The sequence below is a fragment of the Novosphingobium decolorationis genome, assembly GCF_018417475.1.
Classification (GTDB): Bacteria; Pseudomonadota; Alphaproteobacteria; order Sphingomonadales; family Sphingomonadaceae; genus Novosphingobium; species Novosphingobium decolorationis.
Window position 1 is genome coordinate 4,598,505 of the sequence record NZ_CP054856.1, and the last position, 20,243, is coordinate 4,618,747.

22 protein-coding genes are annotated in these 20,243 nt (G+C 65.4%); 12 read left to right on the top strand and 10 right to left on the bottom strand.

The features are described 5' to 3' along the window. Positions 1-23: 23 nt before the first annotated feature. On the top strand, positions 24-491 hold the full coding sequence (locus tag HT578_RS21290; protein ID WP_213501364.1) for an outer membrane protein: 468 nt from the start codon (positions 24-26) through the stop codon (positions 489-491). A 217-nt stretch (positions 492-708) separates the two neighbouring features. Beyond that, entirely contained in the window at positions 709-1,176 is a 468-nt protein-coding gene (locus tag HT578_RS21295; protein ID WP_213501365.1) for a hypothetical protein, read from the top strand. Positions 1,177-1,180: 4 nt separating this feature from the next. Here the strand turns inward: HT578_RS21295 and HT578_RS21300 are convergent, their stop codons facing one another. Next, positions 1,181-1,819, bottom strand: coding sequence for a phosphoribosylanthranilate isomerase (locus tag HT578_RS21300; RefSeq protein WP_213501366.1), 639 nt, complete (start codon positions 1,817-1,819; stop codon positions 1,181-1,183). 69 nt (positions 1,820-1,888) lie between these two features. Between HT578_RS21300 and HT578_RS21305 the strand changes: the two genes are divergently transcribed. Continuing rightward, positions 1,889-2,311 (top strand): DUF4019 domain-containing protein, encoded by a 423-nt coding sequence (locus HT578_RS21305; RefSeq protein WP_039394331.1) that lies wholly within the window; start codon positions 1,889-1,891, stop codon positions 2,309-2,311. 13 nt (positions 2,312-2,324) lie between these two features. Here HT578_RS21305 and HT578_RS21310 read toward each other — a convergent pair whose 3' ends face one another. The 4 genes from HT578_RS21310 to purB all read right to left on the bottom strand — a co-directional run bounded on the left by HT578_RS21310 (position 2,325) and on the right by purB (position 5,777). Next, entirely contained in the window at positions 2,325-3,077 is a 753-nt protein-coding gene (locus HT578_RS21310) for an SIMPL domain-containing protein (RefSeq protein ID WP_213501367.1), read from the bottom strand. Between the two features lie 207 nt (positions 3,078-3,284). Beyond that, positions 3,285-3,962, bottom strand: coding sequence for an orotidine-5'-phosphate decarboxylase (pyrF, locus tag HT578_RS21315; protein ID WP_039394324.1), 678 nt, complete (start codon positions 3,960-3,962; stop codon positions 3,285-3,287). A gap of 4 nt (positions 3,963-3,966) precedes the next feature. Then, entirely contained in the window at positions 3,967-4,323 is a 357-nt protein-coding gene (locus tag HT578_RS21320) for a LapA family protein (protein WP_213501368.1), read from the bottom strand. A 140-nt stretch (positions 4,324-4,463) separates the two neighbouring features. Continuing rightward, entirely contained in the window at positions 4,464-5,777 is a 1,314-nt protein-coding gene (gene purB, locus HT578_RS21325) for an adenylosuccinate lyase (RefSeq protein WP_039394319.1), read from the bottom strand. Between the two features lie 165 nt (positions 5,778-5,942). Here purB and HT578_RS21330 point away from each other — a divergent pair, with 165 nt between their 5' ends. Next, a complete protein-coding gene (locus HT578_RS21330; protein WP_213501369.1) occupies positions 5,943-6,965 on the top strand; it encodes an alpha/beta fold hydrolase in 1,023 nt (340 codons plus the stop codon). A 15-nt stretch (positions 6,966-6,980) separates the two neighbouring features. Here HT578_RS21330 and HT578_RS21335 read toward each other — a convergent pair whose 3' ends face one another. Then, entirely contained in the window at positions 6,981-8,777 is a 1,797-nt protein-coding gene (locus tag HT578_RS21335; RefSeq protein WP_213501370.1) for an SLC13 family permease, read from the bottom strand. A 261-nt stretch (positions 8,778-9,038) separates the two neighbouring features. Further along, on the bottom strand, positions 9,039-9,809 hold the full coding sequence (gene radC, locus HT578_RS21340) for a RadC family protein (RefSeq protein ID WP_039394314.1): 771 nt from the start codon (positions 9,807-9,809) through the stop codon (positions 9,039-9,041). Positions 9,810-9,988: 179 nt separating this feature from the next. On the opposite strand from radC, the gene HT578_RS21345 reads away from it, so the two are divergent. The 8 genes from HT578_RS21345 to HT578_RS21380 all read left to right on the top strand — a co-directional run bounded on the left by HT578_RS21345 (position 9,989) and on the right by HT578_RS21380 (position 16,718). After that, positions 9,989-13,069 carry an intermembrane phospholipid transport YdbH family protein gene (locus HT578_RS21345; protein WP_239026403.1) on the top strand — a complete coding sequence of 1,027 codons (3,081 nt, stop codon included), beginning with the start codon at positions 9,989-9,991 and terminating at the stop codon, positions 13,067-13,069. 95 nt (positions 13,070-13,164) lie between these two features. Then, positions 13,165-13,350: a YnbE family lipoprotein gene (locus HT578_RS21350; RefSeq protein WP_039394311.1), complete on the top strand. Its 186-nt coding sequence runs from the start codon at positions 13,165-13,167 to the stop codon at positions 13,348-13,350. Next, positions 13,350-13,751 (top strand): YdbL family probable chaperone protein, encoded by a 402-nt coding sequence (locus tag HT578_RS21355; protein ID WP_052322579.1) that lies wholly within the window; start codon positions 13,350-13,352, stop codon positions 13,749-13,751. The genes HT578_RS21350 and HT578_RS21355 overlap by 1 nt, the downstream gene beginning before the upstream one ends. 328 nt (positions 13,752-14,079) lie before the next feature. Next, positions 14,080-14,400, top strand: a complete 321-nt coding sequence (locus HT578_RS21360; RefSeq protein WP_039394305.1) for an AtpZ/AtpI family protein — start codon at positions 14,080-14,082, stop codon at positions 14,398-14,400. 72 nt (positions 14,401-14,472) lie between these two features. After that, positions 14,473-15,258: a F0F1 ATP synthase subunit A gene (locus HT578_RS21365; protein ID WP_039394302.1), complete on the top strand. Its 786-nt coding sequence runs from the start codon at positions 14,473-14,475 to the stop codon at positions 15,256-15,258. Between the two features lie 52 nt (positions 15,259-15,310). Then, positions 15,311-15,538, top strand: a complete 228-nt coding sequence (locus HT578_RS21370; protein ID WP_039394300.1) for a F0F1 ATP synthase subunit C — start codon at positions 15,311-15,313, stop codon at positions 15,536-15,538. Between the two features lie 111 nt (positions 15,539-15,649). Next, positions 15,650-16,144: a F0F1 ATP synthase subunit B family protein gene (locus HT578_RS21375; RefSeq protein ID WP_039394297.1), complete on the top strand. Its 495-nt coding sequence runs from the start codon at positions 15,650-15,652 to the stop codon at positions 16,142-16,144. Further along, on the top strand, positions 16,137-16,718 hold the full coding sequence (locus HT578_RS21380; protein ID WP_084592266.1) for a F0F1 ATP synthase subunit B family protein: 582 nt from the start codon (positions 16,137-16,139) through the stop codon (positions 16,716-16,718). Before HT578_RS21375 ends, HT578_RS21380 begins: the two co-directional genes overlap by 8 nt. A gap of 150 nt (positions 16,719-16,868) precedes the next feature. Here the strand turns inward: HT578_RS21380 and HT578_RS21385 are convergent, their stop codons facing one another. From HT578_RS21385 to HT578_RS21395, 3 genes are all read right to left on the bottom strand, one after another. Beyond that, positions 16,869-17,963 (bottom strand): 5-methyltetrahydropteroyltriglutamate--homocysteine S-methyltransferase, encoded by a 1,095-nt coding sequence (locus tag HT578_RS21385; protein WP_213501372.1) that lies wholly within the window; start codon positions 17,961-17,963, stop codon positions 16,869-16,871. Positions 17,964-18,448: 485 nt separating this feature from the next. Continuing rightward, a complete protein-coding gene (gloB, locus tag HT578_RS21390; protein WP_213501373.1) occupies positions 18,449-19,219 on the bottom strand; it encodes a hydroxyacylglutathione hydrolase in 771 nt (256 codons plus the stop codon). 83 nt (positions 19,220-19,302) lie between these two features. Continuing rightward, a complete protein-coding gene (locus HT578_RS21395) occupies positions 19,303-19,671 on the bottom strand; it encodes a hypothetical protein (protein ID WP_213501374.1) in 369 nt (122 codons plus the stop codon). Between the last annotated feature and the right edge of the window lie 572 nt (positions 19,672-20,243).

Sequence of the window (20,243 nt, forward strand, 5' to 3'; positions counted from 1 at the left end):
GGGTACAACTGGAGTCTGTTTTTATGCGTATTGCACTTGTTTCGCTCGCCGCTGCTGCGGTTGCTGCCGTCGCCACGCCCGCCATGGCGGACGAGATCCGCGTTGAAGGCCGCACCGGCATCATCTGGAACGGCAGCGGTGACGAAGCTGTCGCTGGCGTCGCTGCCGGCTACGACTACGACCTCACCAAGAACGTCTTCATCGGCGTCGAAGGTTCGGCCGACAAGATCCTGACCGACCACACCCGCGTCGCATGGGGCGCCGGTGGCCGCGCCGGTGTGAAGCTGTTCGAAGGCACCAAGATCTACGGTTCGGCCGCATGGCAGTCGAAGCCCTGCCGCTTCTGCAACAGCTCGGTCAACCTGGGCGGCGGCGTGCAGCAGTCGCTCAACAAGAACTTCTACGCGAAGGCCGAGTACAAGCACATGCTGATCGGTGACAACACCCCCGACGCAGACGTGGGTCTGGTCGGCGTTGGCGTGAAGTTCTGATCGCCACATCCATAGCCTGAGGGTCGCAACCCGGGCACGAAAGGGGCGCTTCGCAGGATTGCGGGGCGCCCTTTTTCGTGCGTGCTCTTCCGCATCTGCCCCTTGATTTGCGCGGGAAACACCTGAGTTCGCGGCGCTCTTCAGGATGATAGCCTCTCCTTTCACTCGGGCCCGGCGCACGCTTGTGCACCTTGCCCTGACGGGAAAGGAAGAGGCGATGCGGGGCAGGGCATGGGGAGGGCTTCTGGCTCTGGCAGTGGCGGGCCTTGCCAGTCCGGCGCATGCCGACGAGGCCTATGCCGAAGCTATCGGCGGCATCAGTTTCGGGCCTGAGGAAGACGCGGCGATCTTCGGCCTCGCGGCGGGCTATGACTGGGACCTCACCGAGACCATCTTCGTCGGGCTCGAGGCCAGCCTCGACAAGGAGATGGTCAAGGAGCGCCACGTGGCGCTGGGCATCGGCGTGCGCGCCGGGCTGGAAGTGACCGAGCGGGGCAAGGCCTTCGTCGGGCTCAACTACCAGTCCAAGGACTGCCCCCATTGCGAGGCGGCCTGGGGCTTCAGCGGCGGCTGGGAGCAGGAGATCGGTGAGCGGCTCTACCTCAAGGGCGAATACAAGCACCTCGCAACCGAGCACGAAGGCGACAAGGAGATCCTCATCGCCGGGCTCGGCATCATGTTCTGAGCGATCAGGCGCGCGCGGCCCGGCAGAACGCCGCGATCCTGTCGGCGTCCTTGACGCCCGGCGCGCTCTCGACGCCCGAGGAGGTGTCGAGGAGCGGCGCGCCGGTGCGTGCAAGGGCCTCGGCGGCGTTGTCGGGGGTCAGCCCTCCGGCAAGCCCCCAGGCGACAGGGCCCTTCCAGTTGGCCACCAGCCGCCAGTCGAATTTCAGGCCCATCCCGCCCGGCAACGTTCCCTTGGGCGTCTTGGCATCGAACAGCACGCGGTCGATGGCCTGGGCATAGCCATGCGCCCTTGCCGCGTCCTCGGCCGTGGCGACCGGAAGCGCCTTCCACACCTCCACGCCGTGGCGCGCACGCAGCTGCGCGCAGCGCTCGGGCGTTTCGGAGCCATGAAGCTGGAGCACGTCGAGTTGGGCTGCGGCCAGTGCCTCGCCGATGGTCGCGTCGTCGGCATCGACGAAAAGCCCGACGCGCGCGATACGCCCCTGCGCGCGCTGCGAGAGAGCGGCGGCCTGTGCGCTCGTCACATGGCGCGGGCTCTTTTCGAAGAACACGAAGCCGGCGTATTCCGCGTGCGCACGGATCGCGGCGTCGAGCGCGTCGCTTGTGGAGATACCGCAAATCTTGATCGCCGGTGTTGGCATGGCCTGTCCGCTGGCTAGAGTGATCTCGGCTCTTCGCCCCCTGCCAGTTGCAACAAGGATCTCTTCGCAATGAACCGTATCGCGCGCCTTCTAGTCCCATTTGCCGCCGCTGCAATGCTTGGCGGGTGCGGGATCAAGGAGTCCTTCGAGAAGGCGGACGCGGCCATCGCGCGGTTCCACGGCGACCTTGATGCGGCCAACTACGCCCGTATCTGGACGCAGGCCGATCCGGAACTGCGCAAGGCGGGCGACAAGGCCGCGTTCGAGAAGCTGCTGGGCGCGGTTCACACCAAGCTTGGGGCGGTAAAGGAGACCAAGCAGGTGGGCTGGAACACCAACGCCTCGACCTCCGGTACCTATCTCACCGCGACCTACCAGACCACGTTCGAGAAAGGCACCGGGACCGAGCGCTTCACCTACCGCAAGGGGGACGAGGACGCGGTTACCCTGGTGAACTACGCCATCGATTCGCAGGACATGATGCTCAACTGAGCAGAGGGGGCTCTTACGGTGCCAGTTCGAACTGGACCGAGACCTGCGCGGTGATGTCGAGTTCGCCCGCCGCGACCGGGGCTGGCGCGGGGGCTGCAGAGAGCCGAATCATGTCGCTCTTGGCCCGGATCTGCGGTGCATAGCCGCCCGCTTCGCTGATCGAGACAATTCGCACGACACGAAGGCCCGCCGCACGGGCGTAAAGATCGGCGCGTTCACGCGCGGCCTTGATGGCCGCGGTGCGCGCTTCGTCCTGCGCCGCATCGGGCGAGGAAAGGCCGAAGTCGGGACCATTGACCTCGTTCGCACCTGCCGAGACGAGCGCGTCGATCACGGCGCCGTAATTGTCGAGCTTGCGCTGGCGTACCAGGACGGTGTTGTTGACCTGGTAGCCGGTGATCGTACGCTCGTTCGCATCGTAGCCGCCGTCCGGGCGGCGTGCGGGCTGCGAATAGACCGGGCTCACGTTCAGATTGCTGGTCTGGATGTCCTTCTCGGCAATCCCCGCGCGCTTGAGTGCGGCAAAGACAGCGGTCATGCGCTGCGAGTTCTCGGCCAAAGCGGCGCTGGCGCTGGCGCCTTGCGTGGTGACGCCCGCGCGGAAGTTGGCCATGTCCGGCTCGCGGTTGGAGGAGCCTTCCGCGTTTACGCTCAGGAGCGTGTGGTTCGCCGCGATGGCTGGGGCTTCGGCCTGCTGGGCCTGGGCCAGCGCGGGAAGCGTCGCCAGTGTCGCGGCCGCAGCGGCCCAAAGAAGCTTCGATTTCATCGTCGTTTGCACTCCATCATCCTCTCAGAGCTTGTCCAACGACTTGGACGAGAGGATGTTTCGTGGCGATGAATGGAAGGTGCGTGGCACCGGATCAGAAGATGACGAAGAGGGTTTCGAGGGCCATAGCCCTCGGGCTCGCGGAACGGGCGACCTCACCTTGTGCGCGCTGCATGGCGCGCGAACGGTAAAGTCGCCGATCTTGGCTTACAGCGTCTCTTCGATGGCCTTGGCGGCGGCGAGCGGATCTTCCGCGCCGCGGATCGGGCGGCCGACGACGAGCAGGCTCGCGCCGTTGTCGCGCGCCTCGCGCGGGGAGACGATGCGCTTCTGGTCCGCCAGCTTGCTGTCGGGCAGGCGCAGGCCGGGAACGACGAAGTAGCCGTCCTTCCACTGCTTGTGGATCGCGCCGACTTCGTGGCCCGAGCACACGATGCCATCGAGCCCGGCGGCCTGCGACAACTCGGCCAGGCGCAGCGCCTGTTCCATCGGATCGGCCGTGATGCCGATGGCCGAGAGGTCGTCGTTGTCGAGGCTGGTAAGGACGGTGACGGCCACGACCTTGGTGTTCTCGCCCGCGGCGGCCTTGGCATCTTCCATCATCGCGCGTCCGCCCGCGGCGTGGATCGTCACCACGGCCGGGTTCAGCGTGTTGATCGCCTGCATCGCGGCGGCGACCGTGTTGGGGATGTCGTGGAGCTTGAGGTCGAGGAAGATGGGCAGGCCCACCTTCTGGATCTCGCGCACGCCGTGGTGGCCGTGGGCGCAGAAGAATTCGAGGCCGAGCTTGATCCCGCCGACGTGGTCCTTGACCTTGCGGGCCAGCGCTTCGGCGGCGTCGAGGCGGGGGACGTCGAGTGCGAGGTAGACGGGATTGTTGCTCATGGGCTCAGGTATCCGGGGTCAGGGGTGTCGTTTGCGGTGACGTGTCAGGCCGGGGGGAGGTGGTGGCGCTGGCCGTGGGTTCCTCGGCGAGCGAGGGCATCGAGCTGGCGTGGAGCGCGTTCTCGAGGCTGGCGATGCGGCGGTTGAGGCGCCAGCGCACGGCCCGGAAGTACAGCCACACCGGCATCATGCCGAGCAGGAAGAAGAACAGCGCAACAAAGCCCACCGGCCAGTCGAAATGGATGTAGTTGCCATCGTCCAATGGCCAGAAGTTCACCGGGACCTTGGTCCAGTTCATGGCGATGAAGGCGACCAGGATGGCCGTGGTCACGATCCAGGCGATGGTGCGGACGGCTTTCATGGATGCTCCCGATGTTCGTGCCGTGCCGGACCCGGGCGGGTGCCCGGGCGCGGCGAAGCGCCGATGCTAGGACCGAAAACGGGGTAAGGGAAGGCCCCGGATCATCGGCCCTGCGGCATCGGCGCTGCGTGCATCGCGTCTCAGTCGGCGAAGACGCGCGCGAAGATCGTGTCGACGTGCTTGAAGTGGTAGTCGAGGTTGAACTTGTCCTCGATCTGCTCGACCGTCAGCGCGGCGGCCACTTCCTCGTCGGCCTTGAGTAGTTCCATGAGGGAGAGCTGGCCGTCCGATTCCCACACCTTCATCGCGTTGCGCTGGACAAGGCGGTAGGAGGTGTCGCGCGAGAGACCCGCCTGCGTGAGCGCGAGCAGGACGCGCTGCGAGTGGACGAGGCCGCCCATGCGGTCGAGGTTCTTCTGCATGCGCTCGGGGTAGACGAGCAGCTTGTCGATGACGCCGGTGAGACGCGCGAGCGCGAAGTCGAGCGTGATCGTGGCGTCGGGGCCGATGAAGCGCTCGACCGAGGAGTGCGAGATGTCGCGCTCGTGCCACAGCGCCACGTTCTCCATCGCGGGCATCGCGTAGGAGCGGATGATGCGGGCCTGGCCGGTGAGGTTCTCGGTCAGCACGGGGTTGCGCTTGTGCGGCATGGCCGACGAGCCCTTCTGGCCCGGCGAGAAGTATTCTTCGGCTTCCAGCACTTCGGTGCGCTGGAGGTGGCGCACTTCGACGGCGACGCGCTCGATCGAGCTGGCGATGACGCCGAGCGTTGCAAAGAACATGGCGTGGCGGTCACGCGGGATGACCTGGGTCGAGACGGGCTCGATCTCGAGGCCCATCTGTTCGGCGACGTAGACTTCCACGGCCGGATCGACATTGGCGAAGGTGCCGACAGCGCCCGAGATGGCACAGGTCGCGATTTCCTCGCGCGCGGCGATCAGGCGCTTCTTCGCGCGGGCGAACTCGGCATAGGCTTCGGCGAGCTTCAGGCCGAAGGTAACCGGCTCGGCGTGGATGCCGTGGCTGCGGCCGATCGAGGGGGTGTACTTGTGCTCCATCGCGCGGCGCTTGATCGCGGCGAGGAGGTCATCAAGGTCAGCGAGCAGGATGTCGGCGGCGCGCACGAGCTGGACGTTGAGCGTGGTGTCGAGGACGTCCGAGCTGGTCATGCCCTGGTGCATGAAGCGCGCTTCGGGGCCGACCTGTTCGGCGACCCAGTCGAGGAACGCGATCACGTCGTGCTTGAGCACGGCTTCCTTGGCGTCGATGGCTTCGACGTCGACCTTGGGGTTGGTCGCCCACCAGTCCCACAGGGCCTTGCCGGCGGCTTCGGGAACGGTGCCCATTTCGCCCATCTTGACGGCGGCGTGCGCCTCGATCTCGAACCAGATGCGGTAGCGCGCTTCGGGCTCCCAGATCGCGGTCATGGCGGGGCGGGCGTAACGGGGGACCATGCAAGACTCCTTTGGCTGACGCGGCGTCCGCTAGGGCCGCTTCGGGCGAAAGGCAAGTGCAAGGCGCGCGGCTACCCGATGAGCGGGGTTACTTTTTTGGCAGGAGCCTTCCGCGCGGCCACGCGCTTGGTCTAGGAACCCGCAGTCCCCGGTTGGAGAAATTTCGTGTCCCTGCGCCGCCTTGTACCCACTACCGCCGCCCTTGCCCTGGGCCTTCTAAGCGCTAGCGGAGCCAGCGCGCAGGACGTGGCGCCCTTGGGCAGCAACCTGGAGCGGTTCGCCTATCCCTGGCCGGAGAAGCGCTTTGGCGTGCGCGTGGGGGACGAGGACGCGCAGATGACCTTCATGGATGTCGCGCCCGCGCGGCCCAACGGGCAGAGCGTGGTTCTCCTCCACGGCAAGAACTTCTGCGCGGCGACCTGGGAGAGCACGGCGCGCGCGCTCCTGGCGGCTGGCTACCGGGTAATCGTCCCCGACCAGCTCGGCTTCTGCAAGTCCTCCAAGCCCGACAGCGCGCAGTACACGCTCGCGCTGATGGCCGATGCCACGCACCGCCTGTTGAAGGCACAGGGGGTGGAGAAGCCGATCGTGCTGGCCCACTCGACCGGCGGTATGCTGGCGCTGCGCTATGCCCTGATGTTCCCGGACGACACCTCGCGGCTGCTGCTGATCAATCCGCTGGGGCTTGTCGACCGGATGGAGCAGGGGGTGCCCTATGTGCCGCTCGACAGGCTGATCGCGGCCGAACGCGCCAAGGGCCGCGCGTCGATCAAGGGTTATCAGCTGCGGACCTACTACCACGGCGAATGGCGTGCGGACTACGATCGCTGGGTCGACATGCTCGCCGGGCAATATGCGACTGAGGATGATGACGCAGTCGAGATCGCGCAGGCCAAGACCGCCGAGATGATCCTGACCCAGCCGGTGTCGCACGAGTTCGGCAATCTGAGGGTGCCCGTCACCCTGATGATTGGCCGGCTCGACACCACGACCTTCGGCAAGGGGCAGGCCCCCGACGCGGTGAAGGCGCGGCTGAGGCCCATTCCCGAGGTGGTCGAGGACGCTGCGGCGCGCATGCCCGAGGCGCGCATCGTCTGGTTCGAAGGACGCGGCCATTCGCCCCAGGTCGAGGCGCCGGACGAGTTCGAACCCCGCCTGATCCAGGCGCTGGAGAGCCCGGCGCCCTGACCCTGTCTCCCCGGATCAGAAGGGCCAGATCATCGGGATCACGATCAGCGTCGTGATCGACACCAGGATCGTGAGCGGAAAGCCGTACTTGTAGAAGTCGGTGAACTTGTATCCGCCCGCGCTGTAGACGAGGGTGTTGGTCTGGTAGCCGATGGGCGTGAGGAAGCTGGCCGAGGCGGCAAACATCACCGCGACGACGAACGGGCGCGGGTCGACATGCAGCGCCTGGGCCAGCGTGATCCCGATGGGGGTCACGACGACGGCCACCGCGTTGTTGGTGACAAGTTCGGTCAGGAACAGGCTGAGGAAGTAGATTGCGGCGAGGGCGGCAATCGGGCCCAGGCTGCCGAGCCAGGGCGTGGCCCAGCCGACGATGGTCTCGACCAGCCCGGAGCGTTCCAGCCCCGTGCCAATGGAAAGCATGGCCACGATCAGCGCGATGATGCGCCAGTCGACCGAGCGGAAGGCTTCCTCGGGCTCCACGCAGCGCCCCGCAAGCACGACGGCGACGCCCATGACGGCGAGGCCCGCGAGCGGCATGAGGTCGAACGAAGCGCCGAGGACCACGCCGAGCATTGTCGCAATCGCGATCCAGGCCTTGCTACGGCGAAAGCCGCGCGAGGTCGGCTCAGCGATGTTGACCAGCTGCTGGTCCTCGACGAGGCGGCGCAGGTCTTCGGGCGCGCCTTCGATCAGGAGTGTGTCGCCCACTTCAAGGGGGACGCGCTCGAAACGGTCCTCAAGGTTCGTGCCCTTGCGGTGGAGCGCAATGGGGTAGACGCCGTAGCGGCGGCGCAGGCGCAGCTCGAACAGGGTATGCCCGATGATCTCGGCGCCCGGAGCCAGCAGCGTTTCGGCCATGACCGAGTTGCGGGTCGAGAGCTGGACGAGGTGCGGGTCGGTGGTGGAGGCCGCGGTCATCGAGATGCGCCCGGCTTCCTTCAGGGACATGAGGTCGCTTGCAGACGTGCGCAGGACCAGGATGTCGCCTTCCTCCAGCGTCTGTGCGGCGAAATTGCGGCGCAGCGACTGGTCGCCGCGCAGCACGTCGACAAGGCGACGTTCGCTGCGCGAGAGCAGGTCGATGGTCTTGGGCGGCTGGCCGATATAGGGCGATCCCGCCTCGATGAAGATCGAGACGACGAAGCGCTTGTTATCGCTCGCATTGCCCAGGCTCGCCACGGTCTGGCGTTCGGGAAGCAGCTTGTTCGACACGGCGAGCCAGATGACGCCGATGATGGCCACGATGATGCCGACCGGCGCGATCTCGAAGAGGCCGAAGGGTTCAAGCCCTGCGCGGCGCGCGACGCCGTCGACAAGGATATTGGTCGAGGTCCCGAGCAGCGTGACGGTGCCGCCCAGAACGGCGGCGAAGGAAATCGGCATGAGTACGCGCGAGGCGGGAATGTCGAGCTCGCGGGCAATCGTCATGCCCACCGGGATCATCATCATCACCAGCGGTGTGTTGTTGGTGAAGGCCGAGATCGTCGCGATCAGGCCCAGGAACACGCACATGCACAGGAAGGGGCGCGTCCGGCCAAGCCCTGTAATGCAGGACGAGAAGAAGTCGAGCGCGCCGGTTCGCACCAGCGCCGAGGACATGATGAACATGCTCACGATCGTCAGCGGGGCGGGGTTGCCCATCGCTTCGAGCACGTCATCGGTCGCGATGATGCCCAGCAGGAGCAGAACCGCGACAAGGCCCAGCGCCACGACTTCGGGCGCGGCGAGCTCGAAGGCAAAGGCAAGGAAGAGGAGAACAAGCAACGGCGCCATGACGAGCGGTGAAGCCAGATCCAGACCGAAATGCATCCATTCCCCTATCGATTACGCTGGGAACCCAGCGCTTCGCGCAAGGGTCTAGCGACAATTGTGCAACGCGCAAAGGCTTTGTTTACTACTAAAAAAGTTGATTTGATTGCGGGGCCATTAGAAAAAGTTGGGGCCCGTTTCGTGCTCGCACTGGTGGCCGCACATGTGCGGGCGCCCCAGTCATTTCGCGGTTCCTTCCGCCTGTCGGATGCCGGGCGCTCTGTCCGCCTGCCGGGTTCAGTCGCAGGTGCAACCTGCCTTTTAGATCAGGCCCTTGGCGCGCAGTGACACATGCCCCTCGCGGCCGATCACGATATGGTCGTGGACGGTGATGCCGAGCAGGCGCCCGGCCTCGGCGATGCGCGTCGTGATGTCGATGTCGGCGCGGCTGGGTTCGGGCGAGCCGGAGGGATGGTTATGGACCAGAATGAGGGCGCTGGCCCCGATATCGAGGGCGCGGCGGATGACCTCGCGCGGGTGGATCGCGGCCTCGTCGATGGAGCCTTCGCCCACCAGGTCGTCGAGGATGAGCATGTTCTTGGTGTTCAGGTAGAGCACGCGCACGCGTTCCAGCGTCAGGTGCGCCATATCTATGGTGAGGTAGTCGATCAGCGCTTGCCAGGAGCCGATCACGGGGGTCTCACGCACTTTCTGGCGGGCGAGCCGGGTTGCCGCGACGGTGACGATCCGCAGGGCTGCCGCGGTCGCCTCGCCCATGCCGGGGTGCAGCGCCAACGTGCGAGGATCGGCCTGGAGGACGCCTGCCAGCGTGCCGAAGCGGGCAAGAAGGCTTCGGGCAAGCGGCTTCATGTCGCGCCGGGGCACCGCTTGCATCAGAAGCAATTCAATCACTTCGTGGTCGGCAAGGGCCTCGTCTCCGCCGCCCAGCAGGCGCTGGCGTAGCCGCGTGCGGTGGCCCGAGGTATCGCTCCCTGCGTCTTTCGCCTTCGTCCTGTCGTGCGCAGCCTTCGTCTCGGCGCGCGCGGGCTGGCTTTCGGTCCGTTCAGGAAAGAGGGGGGTATCGTCTGCCATCGTTGGCTCTGACAATTGCCTTTCCGGCGCGCACAGCGCAAGTGATGGAGCGCATGGCGCAAGACGAGTCCCTGGAAAGTAACGAAGAAGAGCGCGTTGCCGAGGAAGCGGCGCGGCCTGTCGCTGCGCGTCGGCGCCGGCGTCGGCGAATCGCTTTGGGCTTGGGTGTCGTCGGGGCCATGGCGCTTGGCAGCGCCTGGATCGCGCGCGAGGATATCGCCGACAATATTGTCCAGAGCGAACTTTCCGCGTTGGGGCTGCCAGCCACCTACGACATCGTCCAGATCGGGCCCGACGAGCAGATCGTGCGCAATGTCGTGATCGGCGATCCGGCGCATCCCGACCTGACGATCGCGGAGGTGCGTGTGGCAACGCGGCTCACCTTCGGATTGCCCGGCCTTGGCCGCATCACTCTTGTGCGCCCGCGTCTCTATGGCCGAATGAAGAACGGCAGTGTCAGCTTCGGTTCGCTCGACAAGGTCCTCTTCGCCGATCCGCAGAGCACGGAGCCGACGCAGCTTCCCGATCTCGATCTTGCCGTGAAGGATGGCGGCGCGCTGCTCGTGACCGATGCGGGGCGGGTGGGGGTCAGCCTGGAAGGCGAGGGCGCCTTGCGCGGTGGTTTCGAAGGGGAGCTTGCCGCAAAAGCCCCCGCGCTGGCCTATGCGGGCTGCACCAGCGGTCCGCTGAGCCTTTACGGCAAGCTGTCCGTCGCGGCGGGGCGGCCGCGCCTGAAAGGGCCGTTGCGGCTGGAGGATTTCGCCTGCGAAGGGCAGGGGGCCTCACTCGCGAAGGCCGCGCTCGACCTCGACCTTGAGCTTGATGACACGCTGGACGGCGGCCGCGCCTCGCTGGGCCTTTCCGCGCAGCGCTTGCGCATGGCCGATGCCGGCGCCGCAGCGCTCGAGGGCTCCGCGCAGGTCACCTACCGGGGCGACAGTCTCAATGCGCGCTACGATCTGGCCGCAAGGGATCCGGGCGGTGCGCCGCTCCATCTTTCCCGGCTTGAACTCAGCGGTACGGCCCGGGCGAGCGCGGGTTTCGATACGCTCTCGCTCGAAACCGACCTGTCGGGTGAGAACCTGCGGCCCGGTTCCGGGCTTGCTTCGGCCTTGCAGGACCTGGCGCGCACTACGCAAGGTTCCTTGGTCGCCGGGCTCGCGGACCAGATTCGCGTCAATCTTGCCCGCGAGCTGCGCGGGAGCACGCTCGAAGCGCGGCTCATCGCGCGCAGCAATGCGCGCGGACGCAGCGTGGTCGTGCCCCAGGCGCGGGTCCGGGCGCGCAGCGGTGAAAGCCTGCTCGAACTCTCGCGCATGCAGATGCTGTTGGCCGATGGCGCACCGCGCGTCTCGGGCAACTTCGTGACGTCGGGGCGCAGGTTGCCGCGCCTCAACGGGCGCATGGAAACGCGCGATTCGGGCGAGACGGCCTTCCACGTGCAGATGGCCGATTACCGGGCGGGCGAGGACCATGTCGCTATCCCCGAGATGGTCCTGCGCCAGCGGGGCAATGGCGATCTGGATGTCGCGGGCGAAGTGCGGCTGGGCGGGGCGCTGCCGGGCGGATCAGTCCGCAACCTGCGTGTGCCGGTCTCGGGCCGCTGGAAGGGCAATGGCGATCTCGCGCTCTGGTCCTCGTGCACCACGGTCACGTTTGACGCTCTCACGATGGCGAACCTGACGCTCGATGCGAACCGGCTTTCGCTGTGCCCGCCCAAGGGTCGGGCAATGGCACGCTACGATAGCGGCGGCTTTGCGTTCGCAGCGGGTACACCCGCGCTCGAACTTTCCGGTCATCTTGGCGAATCCGAGGTGCGGCTGGCGACCGGTCCTGTCGGCCTGGCCTATCCCGGAACGCTTGCGGCGCGCGATATCGCCGTGGCGTTGGGGCCCGAGGCGGCGCCCTCGCGCTTTGCCATCGCCAATCTGACGGCCGATCTCGCGGGCGATGTCGCGGGCACGTTTGAAAATGCGGACGTCGCGCTCGCGGCGGTGCCGCTCGATCTGCACGAGGTCGCCGGGAATTGGAGCTACGCCGGGGGTGTGCTGCGGCTCGACGATTCGCAGTTCGTACTTGTCGACAGGCAGAAGGACGCCCGTTTCGAGCCGATGGTCGCGCGCGGCGCTTCGCTGGAGCTTGCCGACAACGTGATTTCTGCCTCGGCCCGATTGCGCGAACCGCAATCGGATCGCGCGGTGGGCCGTGTCGACATCGTCCATGACCTGGGCACCTTGCGTGGGCATGCGGATCTCGCGGTCGATGGGCTGACTTTTGGCGACAATCTTCAGCCCGAACAGCTGTCGACCAACCTGCGCGGTCTTGTCTCGCTCGTCGAGGGGACGGTGACGGGGACGGGTCGGATCGACTGGAGGGGCGATGCCGTCACCAGTCGCGGCCGCTTTGCTAGCGAAGGCCTTGATTTTGCAGCGCCCTTTGGACCCGTTGAGGGGCTGTCGGGCGAGGTTGTCTTCACCGACCTGCTCGGCATGGTCACCGCCCCCGACCAGCGCCTTGCCGTCGCCTCGATCAATCCGGGTATCGAGGTCACGGACGGGGCGATCTCCTTCGAGATGCAGCCCGATCATCGCCTCGTCGTGAACGGGGCGAAGTGGCCGTTCATGGACGGAGAACTGACGCTCGCGCCCACCACGATGACGGTCGGGGCGGTCGAGACAAGGCGCTACACGCTGAACGTGAAGGGTCTGAACGCGGCCAGCCTCGTGCGGCACATGGAACTCGACAATATCTCGGCGAGCGGCGTCTTCGATGGCCAGCTGCCGATTGTCTACGACCAGAACGGCGCGCGGATCGAGAACGGCAGCCTTGTCGCGCGCGAGCCGGGCGGCAATGTCGCCTATGTCGGGGCGCTCAGTTACGAAGATCTCTCGACCATGGGCAACTTTGCGTTCGATGCGCTCAAGTCGATTGATTACAAGACGATGGAAGTGACGCTCAACGGCTCGCTCTCGGGTGAAATCATCACCCAGCTGCGCTTTGCCGGGATCAGCCAGGGGACAGGAGCCACGCGCAATTTCCTGACCCGCCAGATCGCGAAGCTGCCGGTGCGCTTCATCGTCAATATCCAGGCGCCGTTCTTCCAGCTCTTTGGCAACATGCGCTCGCTCTACGATTCGAACTACGTGGTCGATCCGCGCGAGCTCGGCCTTGTTGCCAAGGACGGCAAATCCCAGGCGGGAGAGGGCGCTGTCGCTCCGTTCATCTCCATTCAGCCTCCAGTCAGCGAGGACACTCCATGATTACGTGTAATTTGACCACACCGCCCGTCGCTGCAAAAGGAACGCACACGGTTCGCCGGGCGAACCTGACGCAGGGCAAGGGAGTGAGGTCCGTGATGCGGGCGATGGCACTGGCAGGATTGGGGCTGGGCGCGATACCGACGCTGGGGGGCTGCGTGAACGTATCCGCACCCGACAAGCCCATCGTGATCGAGCTCAACATCAATATCCGCCAGGAGGTTATCTACCGATTGGCCGCCGATGCCGCGAACACCATTGAGGAAAATCCGGAGATCTTCTGATGCGCAGCCTTATCGAGAAACCCGTAGCCGCGGCGACGCTGGCCCTCGCCATGCTGGCGGGTCTGGGCATGGCGGCACCGGCTGGTGCCCAGTCGCGCGGCGAGGCCTATGCTGCCGCCAAGGCGCAAGGCCAGGTTGGTGAGCAGCGCAACGGCTATCTCGGGGTGGTCGGCGATCAGAGCGCGGACGTGCGTTCGATGGTGCGCGATATCAACAACAAGCGCCGCTCGATCTACACCTCGAAGGCCGCCAGCCTGTCGAGCACGATCGACGAGTACGCCTTTACCACAGCCTGCCGCCTGATCGCGGAAACCTCGCCTGGCGAGAAGTACGAGGGGCTCGACGGAAGTTGGAAGACACGCGGGAGCGGCGCGCCCGAACGCGATCCCAAGTGTCCCTGAATACGGCGGATCCCATAGAACTTCTTTTCTTCGACTTAGGTCTCATGCAAAGGCTTTCTCCTGAAAAACGGGAGAGGGCCTTTCGCTTTTGTAGGACAATTCTATCGCGATGCGCGATGCCGCACTTTTGCGCGGCTGCGGAATTAGGTTATCGCTAACTTCCAATTCGCAGCGGGGCGCCGCGTCGGGGCTACCTGTGCAGATCGGTGGTTCGTCATGTGGCTGCCATGGTTGACTCGGGAAAAGCCCCACCCTAAGGGGTCGGCGCCCAAGACGGGCAACTGTCGAACGCGTCACTCGTTCCTGATTGATATAAGGAGCAAAGGACATGAGCGATAAGGACCCCGTCCAAGGCCCTGTTGGCGAGGATGCGCGCATCCGGGCGCTCGACGAGAGGTTGAAGGACCTCCGCGAACGCGAGGAAGTGCGCAACCAGCCGAAAGCAGGCGTGGAAGCCGATGAGAATTACCGCATCGGAAACCGCGTTCTTTCGGAGCTGCTGGGGGGAATTGCAGGTGGCCTGTTCCTGGGGTGGCTCATTGACCATTTCGCAGGTACAAGCCCTTGGGGTCTGTTGGGGATGATGTTCTTCGGAATATTCATTGCCTTCAGGAACATTATCCGGATTACGAACCGGCGCCCGGACTGATCTCTCCATTCTTCGATGGGGCAAGGGGATCAGGCAAGGGCGCTGCCGTTCACAGGCGACAGGGATATTCGCGTGGCAGCCGAAGCGAAGGTCGATCCGATGCACCAGTTCACCATCGAGCCGTTGTTCGGCTCGGGTCACTGGTCCATCGCGGGGTATAATATCGCCTTTACGAACAGTGCGCTCTGGATGGCGATTGCCACCGTGGCGCTTCTCATCTTCGTGGCGGGGGGCTCGAAGCGTCAGCTCGTTCCCGGTCGCTGGCAGATGGCGGTGGAAACCTTCACCGGGTTCGTGGACGGCATGCTGGCCGCCAATGTCGGCCCCAACGGCAAGAAGTATGTCCCGTACATCTTCTCGCTCTTCATGTTCATTCTGTTCGCCAACGTCCTCGGTCTTCTTCCGATCGGCGTCCTGGGCCTGCACGCCTTCACGTTCACCAGCCACTTCTCGGCCACCGGTGTCCTGGCGATCATGTCCTTCGCGATCGTGCTGATCGTTGGCTTTGCGAAGCACAAGCTGCACTTCTTCTCGCTGTTCGTGCCGCACGGTACGCCCGCTGCGATGGTGGTTCCGATCTTCTTCGTCGAACTCGTCTCGTTCCTGGTGCGTCCGTTCAGCCTTGGCCTGCGTCTCTTCGTTGCGATGATGGCCGGCCACGTTCTGCTCGAAGTGCTCTCCAGCTTCGTGATCGACTCGGGCAACGCCAACATCGGCCTCTTCGCCATTGCCGGCCTGCCCAGCTTCATCCTGATGATCGGCATCTGCGCTCTCGAGCTGCTCGTCGCCGGCATCCAGGCCTACGTTTTCGCTCTTCTCACCTGCGTCTATCTCAACGACGCCGAGAATCTTCACTGATCTCAAGTTTTACCGCCTCAAACATTCGGGCATACCAAAGGGAGTTTTTGAAATGGACGCAGAAGCTGCAAAGCTGCTTGGTGCAGGTTTCGCCGCTATCGGTGCTGGTCTCGCCTCGATCGGCGTGGGCAACGTGTTCGCCAAGTTCCTCGAAGGCGCGCTGCGCAACCCGGGTGCTGCCGACGCGCAGCAGGGCCGTCTCTTCATCGGCTTCGCCGGTGCCGAGCTTCTCGGTCTTCTCTCGTTCGTTATCGCGGCTCTGCTGATCTTCGCCGCGTAATCGCGGACTGATCCAGACCACACTGATCCGCATCCGGCTGCCCTGACCCTTTGGTAGGGCAGCCGGATCGCGGAACACTTTTTCCGGCCACCTCGACCACAGGGCTGACCCATGCCTCAGATCGAACAGCTTGCCGCAACCTATTCCAGCCAGATCTTCTGGATGCTGGTGTTCTTCGGTTTCACCTTCTTCGTCATCGGACGGGGCATGGTTCCGAAGGTCATGGACACGGTTGCGAAGCGCGACACCCAGATTGCCGACGACCTCCTTGCCGCCGAACGCGCGCGCAAGCAGGCGGATGCCGAAGAGGAATCCTGGCGGGAGCGTGAAAACGCCAACCGCGCCAAGGCCCACGCCCTGATCGCCGAGGCCCGTGCCACGGCCGCGACCGAAACCGAGCAGCGCCTTGCCGCCGCCCAGGTCACGATCGACGGCAAGATCGCCGAAGCCGAGGCTGGCATTGCTGCCGCCCGCAAGGCCGCGGCAGACGAAATCGAAACGGTTGCAGCCGAAGCTGCCCGTGACATCATCGGCCGCGTTGCCGGTCTCTCGCTTGACGAGGGCCAGGTCCGCGCCGCCGTGAAGGAGAACCTGGTCCATGGCTGATACCCCTGCCGTCCAGTCCTCCCTGGAGAACGAAGGCGCGCACGTCGAAGCGGCGGCCGAGACCCACGCGGGTGTCGAGCACCACGCCGAGCCGATGCTGCTGGGCGTAGCCCCGCCGGCCATGGTCGTCAGCGCCTCGATGCTGGTGCTTCTGGGCATCGCTCTGTGGAAGGGCGTTCCCAAGGCGATCGGCCGCGGTCTTGATTCGCGCATCGCGGACATCAAGGCCCAGCTCGAGGAAGCCAAGACCCTGCGCGCCGAGGCGGAAGCCCTGCGCAAGGAGTATGCCGACAAGATCGCCGGTGCCGAAAAGGACGCCGCCGAGATGCTCGAGCATGCCCGCAAGGAAGCGATCGCCATCGTTGCCAAGGCCGAAACCGATACGGCGGACGTCATTGCCCGCCGCGAGAAGATGGCCGAAGACAAGATCGGTGCTGCCCAGCTCGCGGCCGTTGCGGACCTTCGCGCCGTTGCTGCCGACGCGGCGACTGCCGCAGCGCGCGGTCTGATCGCAGGCAATCACTCGGCTGATGCCGACAAGGTTCTCGTCAACCAGGCGATTTCCGGGATCTGATCGTCTCCGGAGGCCTTGCGATAATCCAACCACGAAAAAAGCCCCTGCCGATTGGCGGGGGCTTTTTTCGTGTGCGTGGGAGAGTGGCCCGAGCGCCGGGGTGATGAGCGGCGCGCCAGTCCGAAGACCGGCGCGCAACACATTGTTGGATCAGGCTTCGCCCCAGATGTCCTGGGCGACGTTGACCACGAGTTCCAGCTTGCGGCGCTGGTCATCGACGGTCAGCGAGTTGCCGTGCTCGGTCGAGGAGAAACCGCACTGCGGCGCGATGCCGAGCTGGTCGATGTCGACGAACTTGCTGGCCGCTTCGAACTGGCGCTTGATGTCGTCCATCGATTCCAGTTCGGGCGTCTTGGTGGTGATGAAACCGGCCATGATGCGCTTGTCGCCCTTGGGCAGGAGTGCGAGCGGCTCGAGGCCACCGGCACGGTCGGTGTCGTATTCCATGAAGTAGATGTCGACATCGGTGCCGTTGAAGATGGCATCGGCCGCTGCATCGTAGCCGCCGGTCGCCGCGTAGGTCGACCGGAAGTTGCCGCGGCACATGTGCATGCCGATGGTCATGTCCGACGGACGGTCCTTGATCGCCTCGTTCAGCATCCAGGCGTAGTCGGTGATGAGCTGGTCGGGATCCTGGCCCATCGCCAGACGCTGTTCCCGCTGCTTGGGGTCGGCGAGGTAGGCGAAGAAGATGTCGTCCATCTGCAGGTAACGGCAGCCAGCGGCGTAGTAGGCCTCGACGGCGGCCTTGTAGGTCGCGGCGATGTCGGCCATCAGCACCTTCTGATCACGGTACTTCTCGGGCAGCACGTCCGAGGGGTCGGTGCGGAAGTGCACGGCCGAGGGGCCGGGGATCGAGATCTTCGGGCAGACCGTGGTGTGGTCCTTCACGAAGGTGAAGTGTTCGAGCATCGGGTGATCGGCCGGGAAGCCCAGCGTGTCGGTGATGGTCGGGCGGATCGGGGGCAGGTCGACGCCGTGGAACTTCACGCCTTCATCGCGCGTGCGAAGTTCCATGCCATCAAGCATGCCCATGAAGTCGAAGTGCCAGAACGCGCGGCGCGCTTCGCCGTCGGTGACGACCTTGAGGCCGACGTCTTCCTGCATCTTGATCAGGTCGGGGATGGTCGCGTCTTCGGCGGCGCGCAGGATCGCGGCGTCGGCACCTTCGGCGCGGGCCTTGGCGACGGGCTCGGGGCGAAGCAGGCTACCGACGTGGTCGGCGCGAAAGCGGGGTTTGGACATGGACGTATGACCCTTCTTGCTGGTCCGTTGTGCGTGCGGCGAGGGGCCACACGCCTGTTCTGGCTCCGGCGGGCTGGGGCGTGTGCGGAATGTCGGAGGAAAGGCGTGGTTCCTTGGGGTAGGCCAGCCTTGCTCCGCGTCCGCAGGGCTCCTTGTGTCCCGGCGCGGTTCGTAATTTCGTGGTCGCGAGCCGGGCATGCTGCACTGCAGCGCCACGAACCGCGACACGTGCCTTAGAGCGCAGCGATGCGGCACCGTCAAGGCGGATATAAAGAGTTCTTTATATGTGTTCTGCGGGCGGGGTCATGGCGCGGAGGCCCCTGAAACTTCGTCGTTTCCGTATACTCACTGCCGGGGCGCGGGCTCCAGAGCGGGTGTACGGGCGCGGCCATGTGCGCTGTCCTGTGGAGCGAGCCTTCTTCGGCGTCACGGTCGGTTGAGGCAGGCTTGGGCGGGCGCTTGCGTATGTGCCCGCCCACCCTGGCTCAGAAGTTGTCCTTGGCGGCGCGAAGGGCGGCAAAGGTCGCGACCGGGTCGCCCATGTGGCCGTCGGGGGCCCAGCGGGCCGAAAGGTCGGCATCGTCGGCGCGCAGGAAGGGGTTGGTCGCAAGTTCGCGCTGGAGCTTCGTCGGCACGGTGGGCAGGCCCTCGGCGCGCCAGCGGGCGATGTCCTCGCCATAGGCGGCAAGTTCGGCGTTGTCGGGATCGGCGTGAAGCGCGAACTTGAGATTCGCCTCGGTGTATTCGTGGGCGCAGTAGATCAGCGTGTCGGCCGGAAGCGCCTTGATTCGCTTGAGGCTGGTCCAGAACTGTTCAGGGTTGCCCTCGAACATGCGCCCGCAGCCCAGCGCGAAGAGGCTGTCGCCCACGAAAGCCATGCGCGCGCCGGCAAGCCAGTAAGCGCAGTGGCCCAGCGTATGGCCACCCACGTCGAGGACCTTGCCCTCGCGGTCGCCGATCGTGACGATGTCGCCCTGCCTGACCATCCGGTCGACGCCCTCGATCTTGCCCGCATCGCCTTCGGGCGCGGTGATCGTGCAATTGGTGGCGGCCTTGATCGCCATGTTTCCGCCCGCGTGGTCGGGGTGCCAGTGGGTGTTCCAGATCTGGGTGATCTGCCAGCCCTTCTGGCCTGCCTGTTTCAGGTATTCCTCGGCGTCGGGCGTGTCGATGCACACCGTTTCGCCGTAGGCGCTGTCGTGCAGCAGGTAGCCGTAGTTGTCGTTCAGGCACGGAAACTGGTGAACTTCGAGCATGGCGCTCCTCTCTCCTTGCGTGGTCTTGAGTCTAGGCAAAGGGTCCCAAGTGTCAAAGGAAGTCGGGACCTGGTCGCTTTGTCTCAGTGCACCGGGCGGCGCAGCAGCAGCAGAAAGGCGAGCGCGCCGATCAGGAGGACAGAGGCAACCGCCTGCGTCTGGAAGCTGATGTAGTGCACATAGCGGCTGATGAAGAACACGCAGACGAGCGAGCCCGCTGCGACCGCCGAGGTGTGCCCGAGGATCGACATCGGCGCGCGTTCCTCGGGTGTCATGGCGCGGGCCGTGCGCAAGGCGAGGACGAGCGCGAGCGCTTCCAGCCCCGCGACCAGCGCAAAGGCGGTTGGCGGCAGGAAGGCGGTGGCGATGGCGAGGGCGACGAAGAGGGCGCCAACGCGGTCGCGCCGGGCCTGGAGGAGTGTGCCGAGCGGGCTCTTGCGGGGATGGCTCATGGGGCTGCGTTAGGCCAGCCGGCATGGGAAGGCAAATGTCCGGGGCACACGTTTGAACCGTGTTTGTGGCGGTGTCGCAGACCTGACTTCAGGCTTCGAGGATGGTGGTCTGGGGACCGGCTCGGTCGCGTCGCGAAGCGGCCAGTTCGAGCGCCGCACGCACGCCGATCAGGGGCATGAAGGCCATCGGGGGAATGCGCTCTTCCCCAAGGAACTGATCCAGGCCCAGATGAGGAAGAGAGCCAGCGTTGCTGCCAGGATGAGGCGGTATGACAGGGGCCAGGCCCCGCGCGCGACGGTGGCCACAGCGCCGGGGCCTGTACCGCTCATGCAGAGTGCCTGCACAAGGGTGACGATTCCGGCCACGATCCACAGGGCATATCCTGCGGCGCTGGACGCAAGCGGGCGGCCAAGCAGGGCGCAACCCATGGCAAATGCACACCAACCTATGAGCATTAGCGCGATGGCAAGGCCGTAGCGGCCAAAAAGGTTCACGGTCGCGGCTCGGGTCATGCCGGGCAGGGTAATCGCGCAAACGCAAAAGCCCGCCCGGATTGCTCCGGACGGGCTCT

What these genes read in the sequence shown, in the direction of transcription:
- HT578_RS21290 (WP_213501364.1), top strand. Translation starts at nt 24, where the DNA reads ATGCGTATTGCACTTGTTTCGCTCGCCGCTGCTGCGGTTGCTGCCGTC.
- HT578_RS21295 (WP_213501365.1), top strand. Translation starts at nt 709, where the DNA reads ATGCGGGGCAGGGCATGGGGAGGGCTTCTGGCTCTGGCAGTGGCGGGC.
- HT578_RS21300 (WP_213501366.1), bottom strand. Translation starts at nt 1,819, where the DNA reads ATGCCAACACCGGCGATCAAGATTTGCGGTATCTCCACAAGCGACGCG.
- HT578_RS21305 (WP_039394331.1), top strand. Translation starts at nt 1,889, where the DNA reads ATGAACCGTATCGCGCGCCTTCTAGTCCCATTTGCCGCCGCTGCAATG.
- HT578_RS21310 (WP_213501367.1), bottom strand. Translation starts at nt 3,077, where the DNA reads ATGAAATCGAAGCTTCTTTGGGCCGCTGCGGCCGCGACACTGGCGACG.
- pyrF (WP_039394324.1), bottom strand. Translation starts at nt 3,962, where the DNA reads ATGAGCAACAATCCCGTCTACCTCGCACTCGACGTCCCCCGCCTCGAC.
- HT578_RS21320 (WP_213501368.1), bottom strand. Translation starts at nt 4,323, where the DNA reads ATGAAAGCCGTCCGCACCATCGCCTGGATCGTGACCACGGCCATCCTG.
- purB (WP_039394319.1), bottom strand. Translation starts at nt 5,777, where the DNA reads ATGGTCCCCCGTTACGCCCGCCCCGCCATGACCGCGATCTGGGAGCCC.
- HT578_RS21335 (WP_213501370.1), bottom strand. Translation starts at nt 8,777, where the DNA reads ATGCATTTCGGTCTGGATCTGGCTTCACCGCTCGTCATGGCGCCGTTG.
- radC (WP_039394314.1), bottom strand. Translation starts at nt 9,809, where the DNA reads ATGGCAGACGATACCCCCCTCTTTCCTGAACGGACCGAAAGCCAGCCC.
- HT578_RS21345 (WP_239026403.1), top strand. Translation starts at nt 9,989, where the DNA reads ATGGCGCTTGGCAGCGCCTGGATCGCGCGCGAGGATATCGCCGACAAT.
- HT578_RS21350 (WP_039394311.1), top strand. Translation starts at nt 13,165, where the DNA reads ATGCGGGCGATGGCACTGGCAGGATTGGGGCTGGGCGCGATACCGACG.
- HT578_RS21355 (WP_052322579.1), top strand. Translation starts at nt 13,350, where the DNA reads ATGCGCAGCCTTATCGAGAAACCCGTAGCCGCGGCGACGCTGGCCCTC.
- HT578_RS21360 (WP_039394305.1), top strand. Translation starts at nt 14,080, where the DNA reads ATGAGCGATAAGGACCCCGTCCAAGGCCCTGTTGGCGAGGATGCGCGC.
- HT578_RS21370 (WP_039394300.1), top strand. Translation starts at nt 15,311, where the DNA reads ATGGACGCAGAAGCTGCAAAGCTGCTTGGTGCAGGTTTCGCCGCTATC.
- HT578_RS21375 (WP_039394297.1), top strand. Translation starts at nt 15,650, where the DNA reads ATGCCTCAGATCGAACAGCTTGCCGCAACCTATTCCAGCCAGATCTTC.
- HT578_RS21380 (WP_084592266.1), top strand. Translation starts at nt 16,137, where the DNA reads ATGGCTGATACCCCTGCCGTCCAGTCCTCCCTGGAGAACGAAGGCGCG.
- HT578_RS21385 (WP_213501372.1), bottom strand. Translation starts at nt 17,963, where the DNA reads ATGTCCAAACCCCGCTTTCGCGCCGACCACGTCGGTAGCCTGCTTCGC.
- gloB (WP_213501373.1), bottom strand. Translation starts at nt 19,219, where the DNA reads ATGCTCGAAGTTCACCAGTTTCCGTGCCTGAACGACAACTACGGCTAC.
- HT578_RS21395 (WP_213501374.1), bottom strand. Translation starts at nt 19,671, where the DNA reads ATGAGCCATCCCCGCAAGAGCCCGCTCGGCACACTCCTCCAGGCCCGG.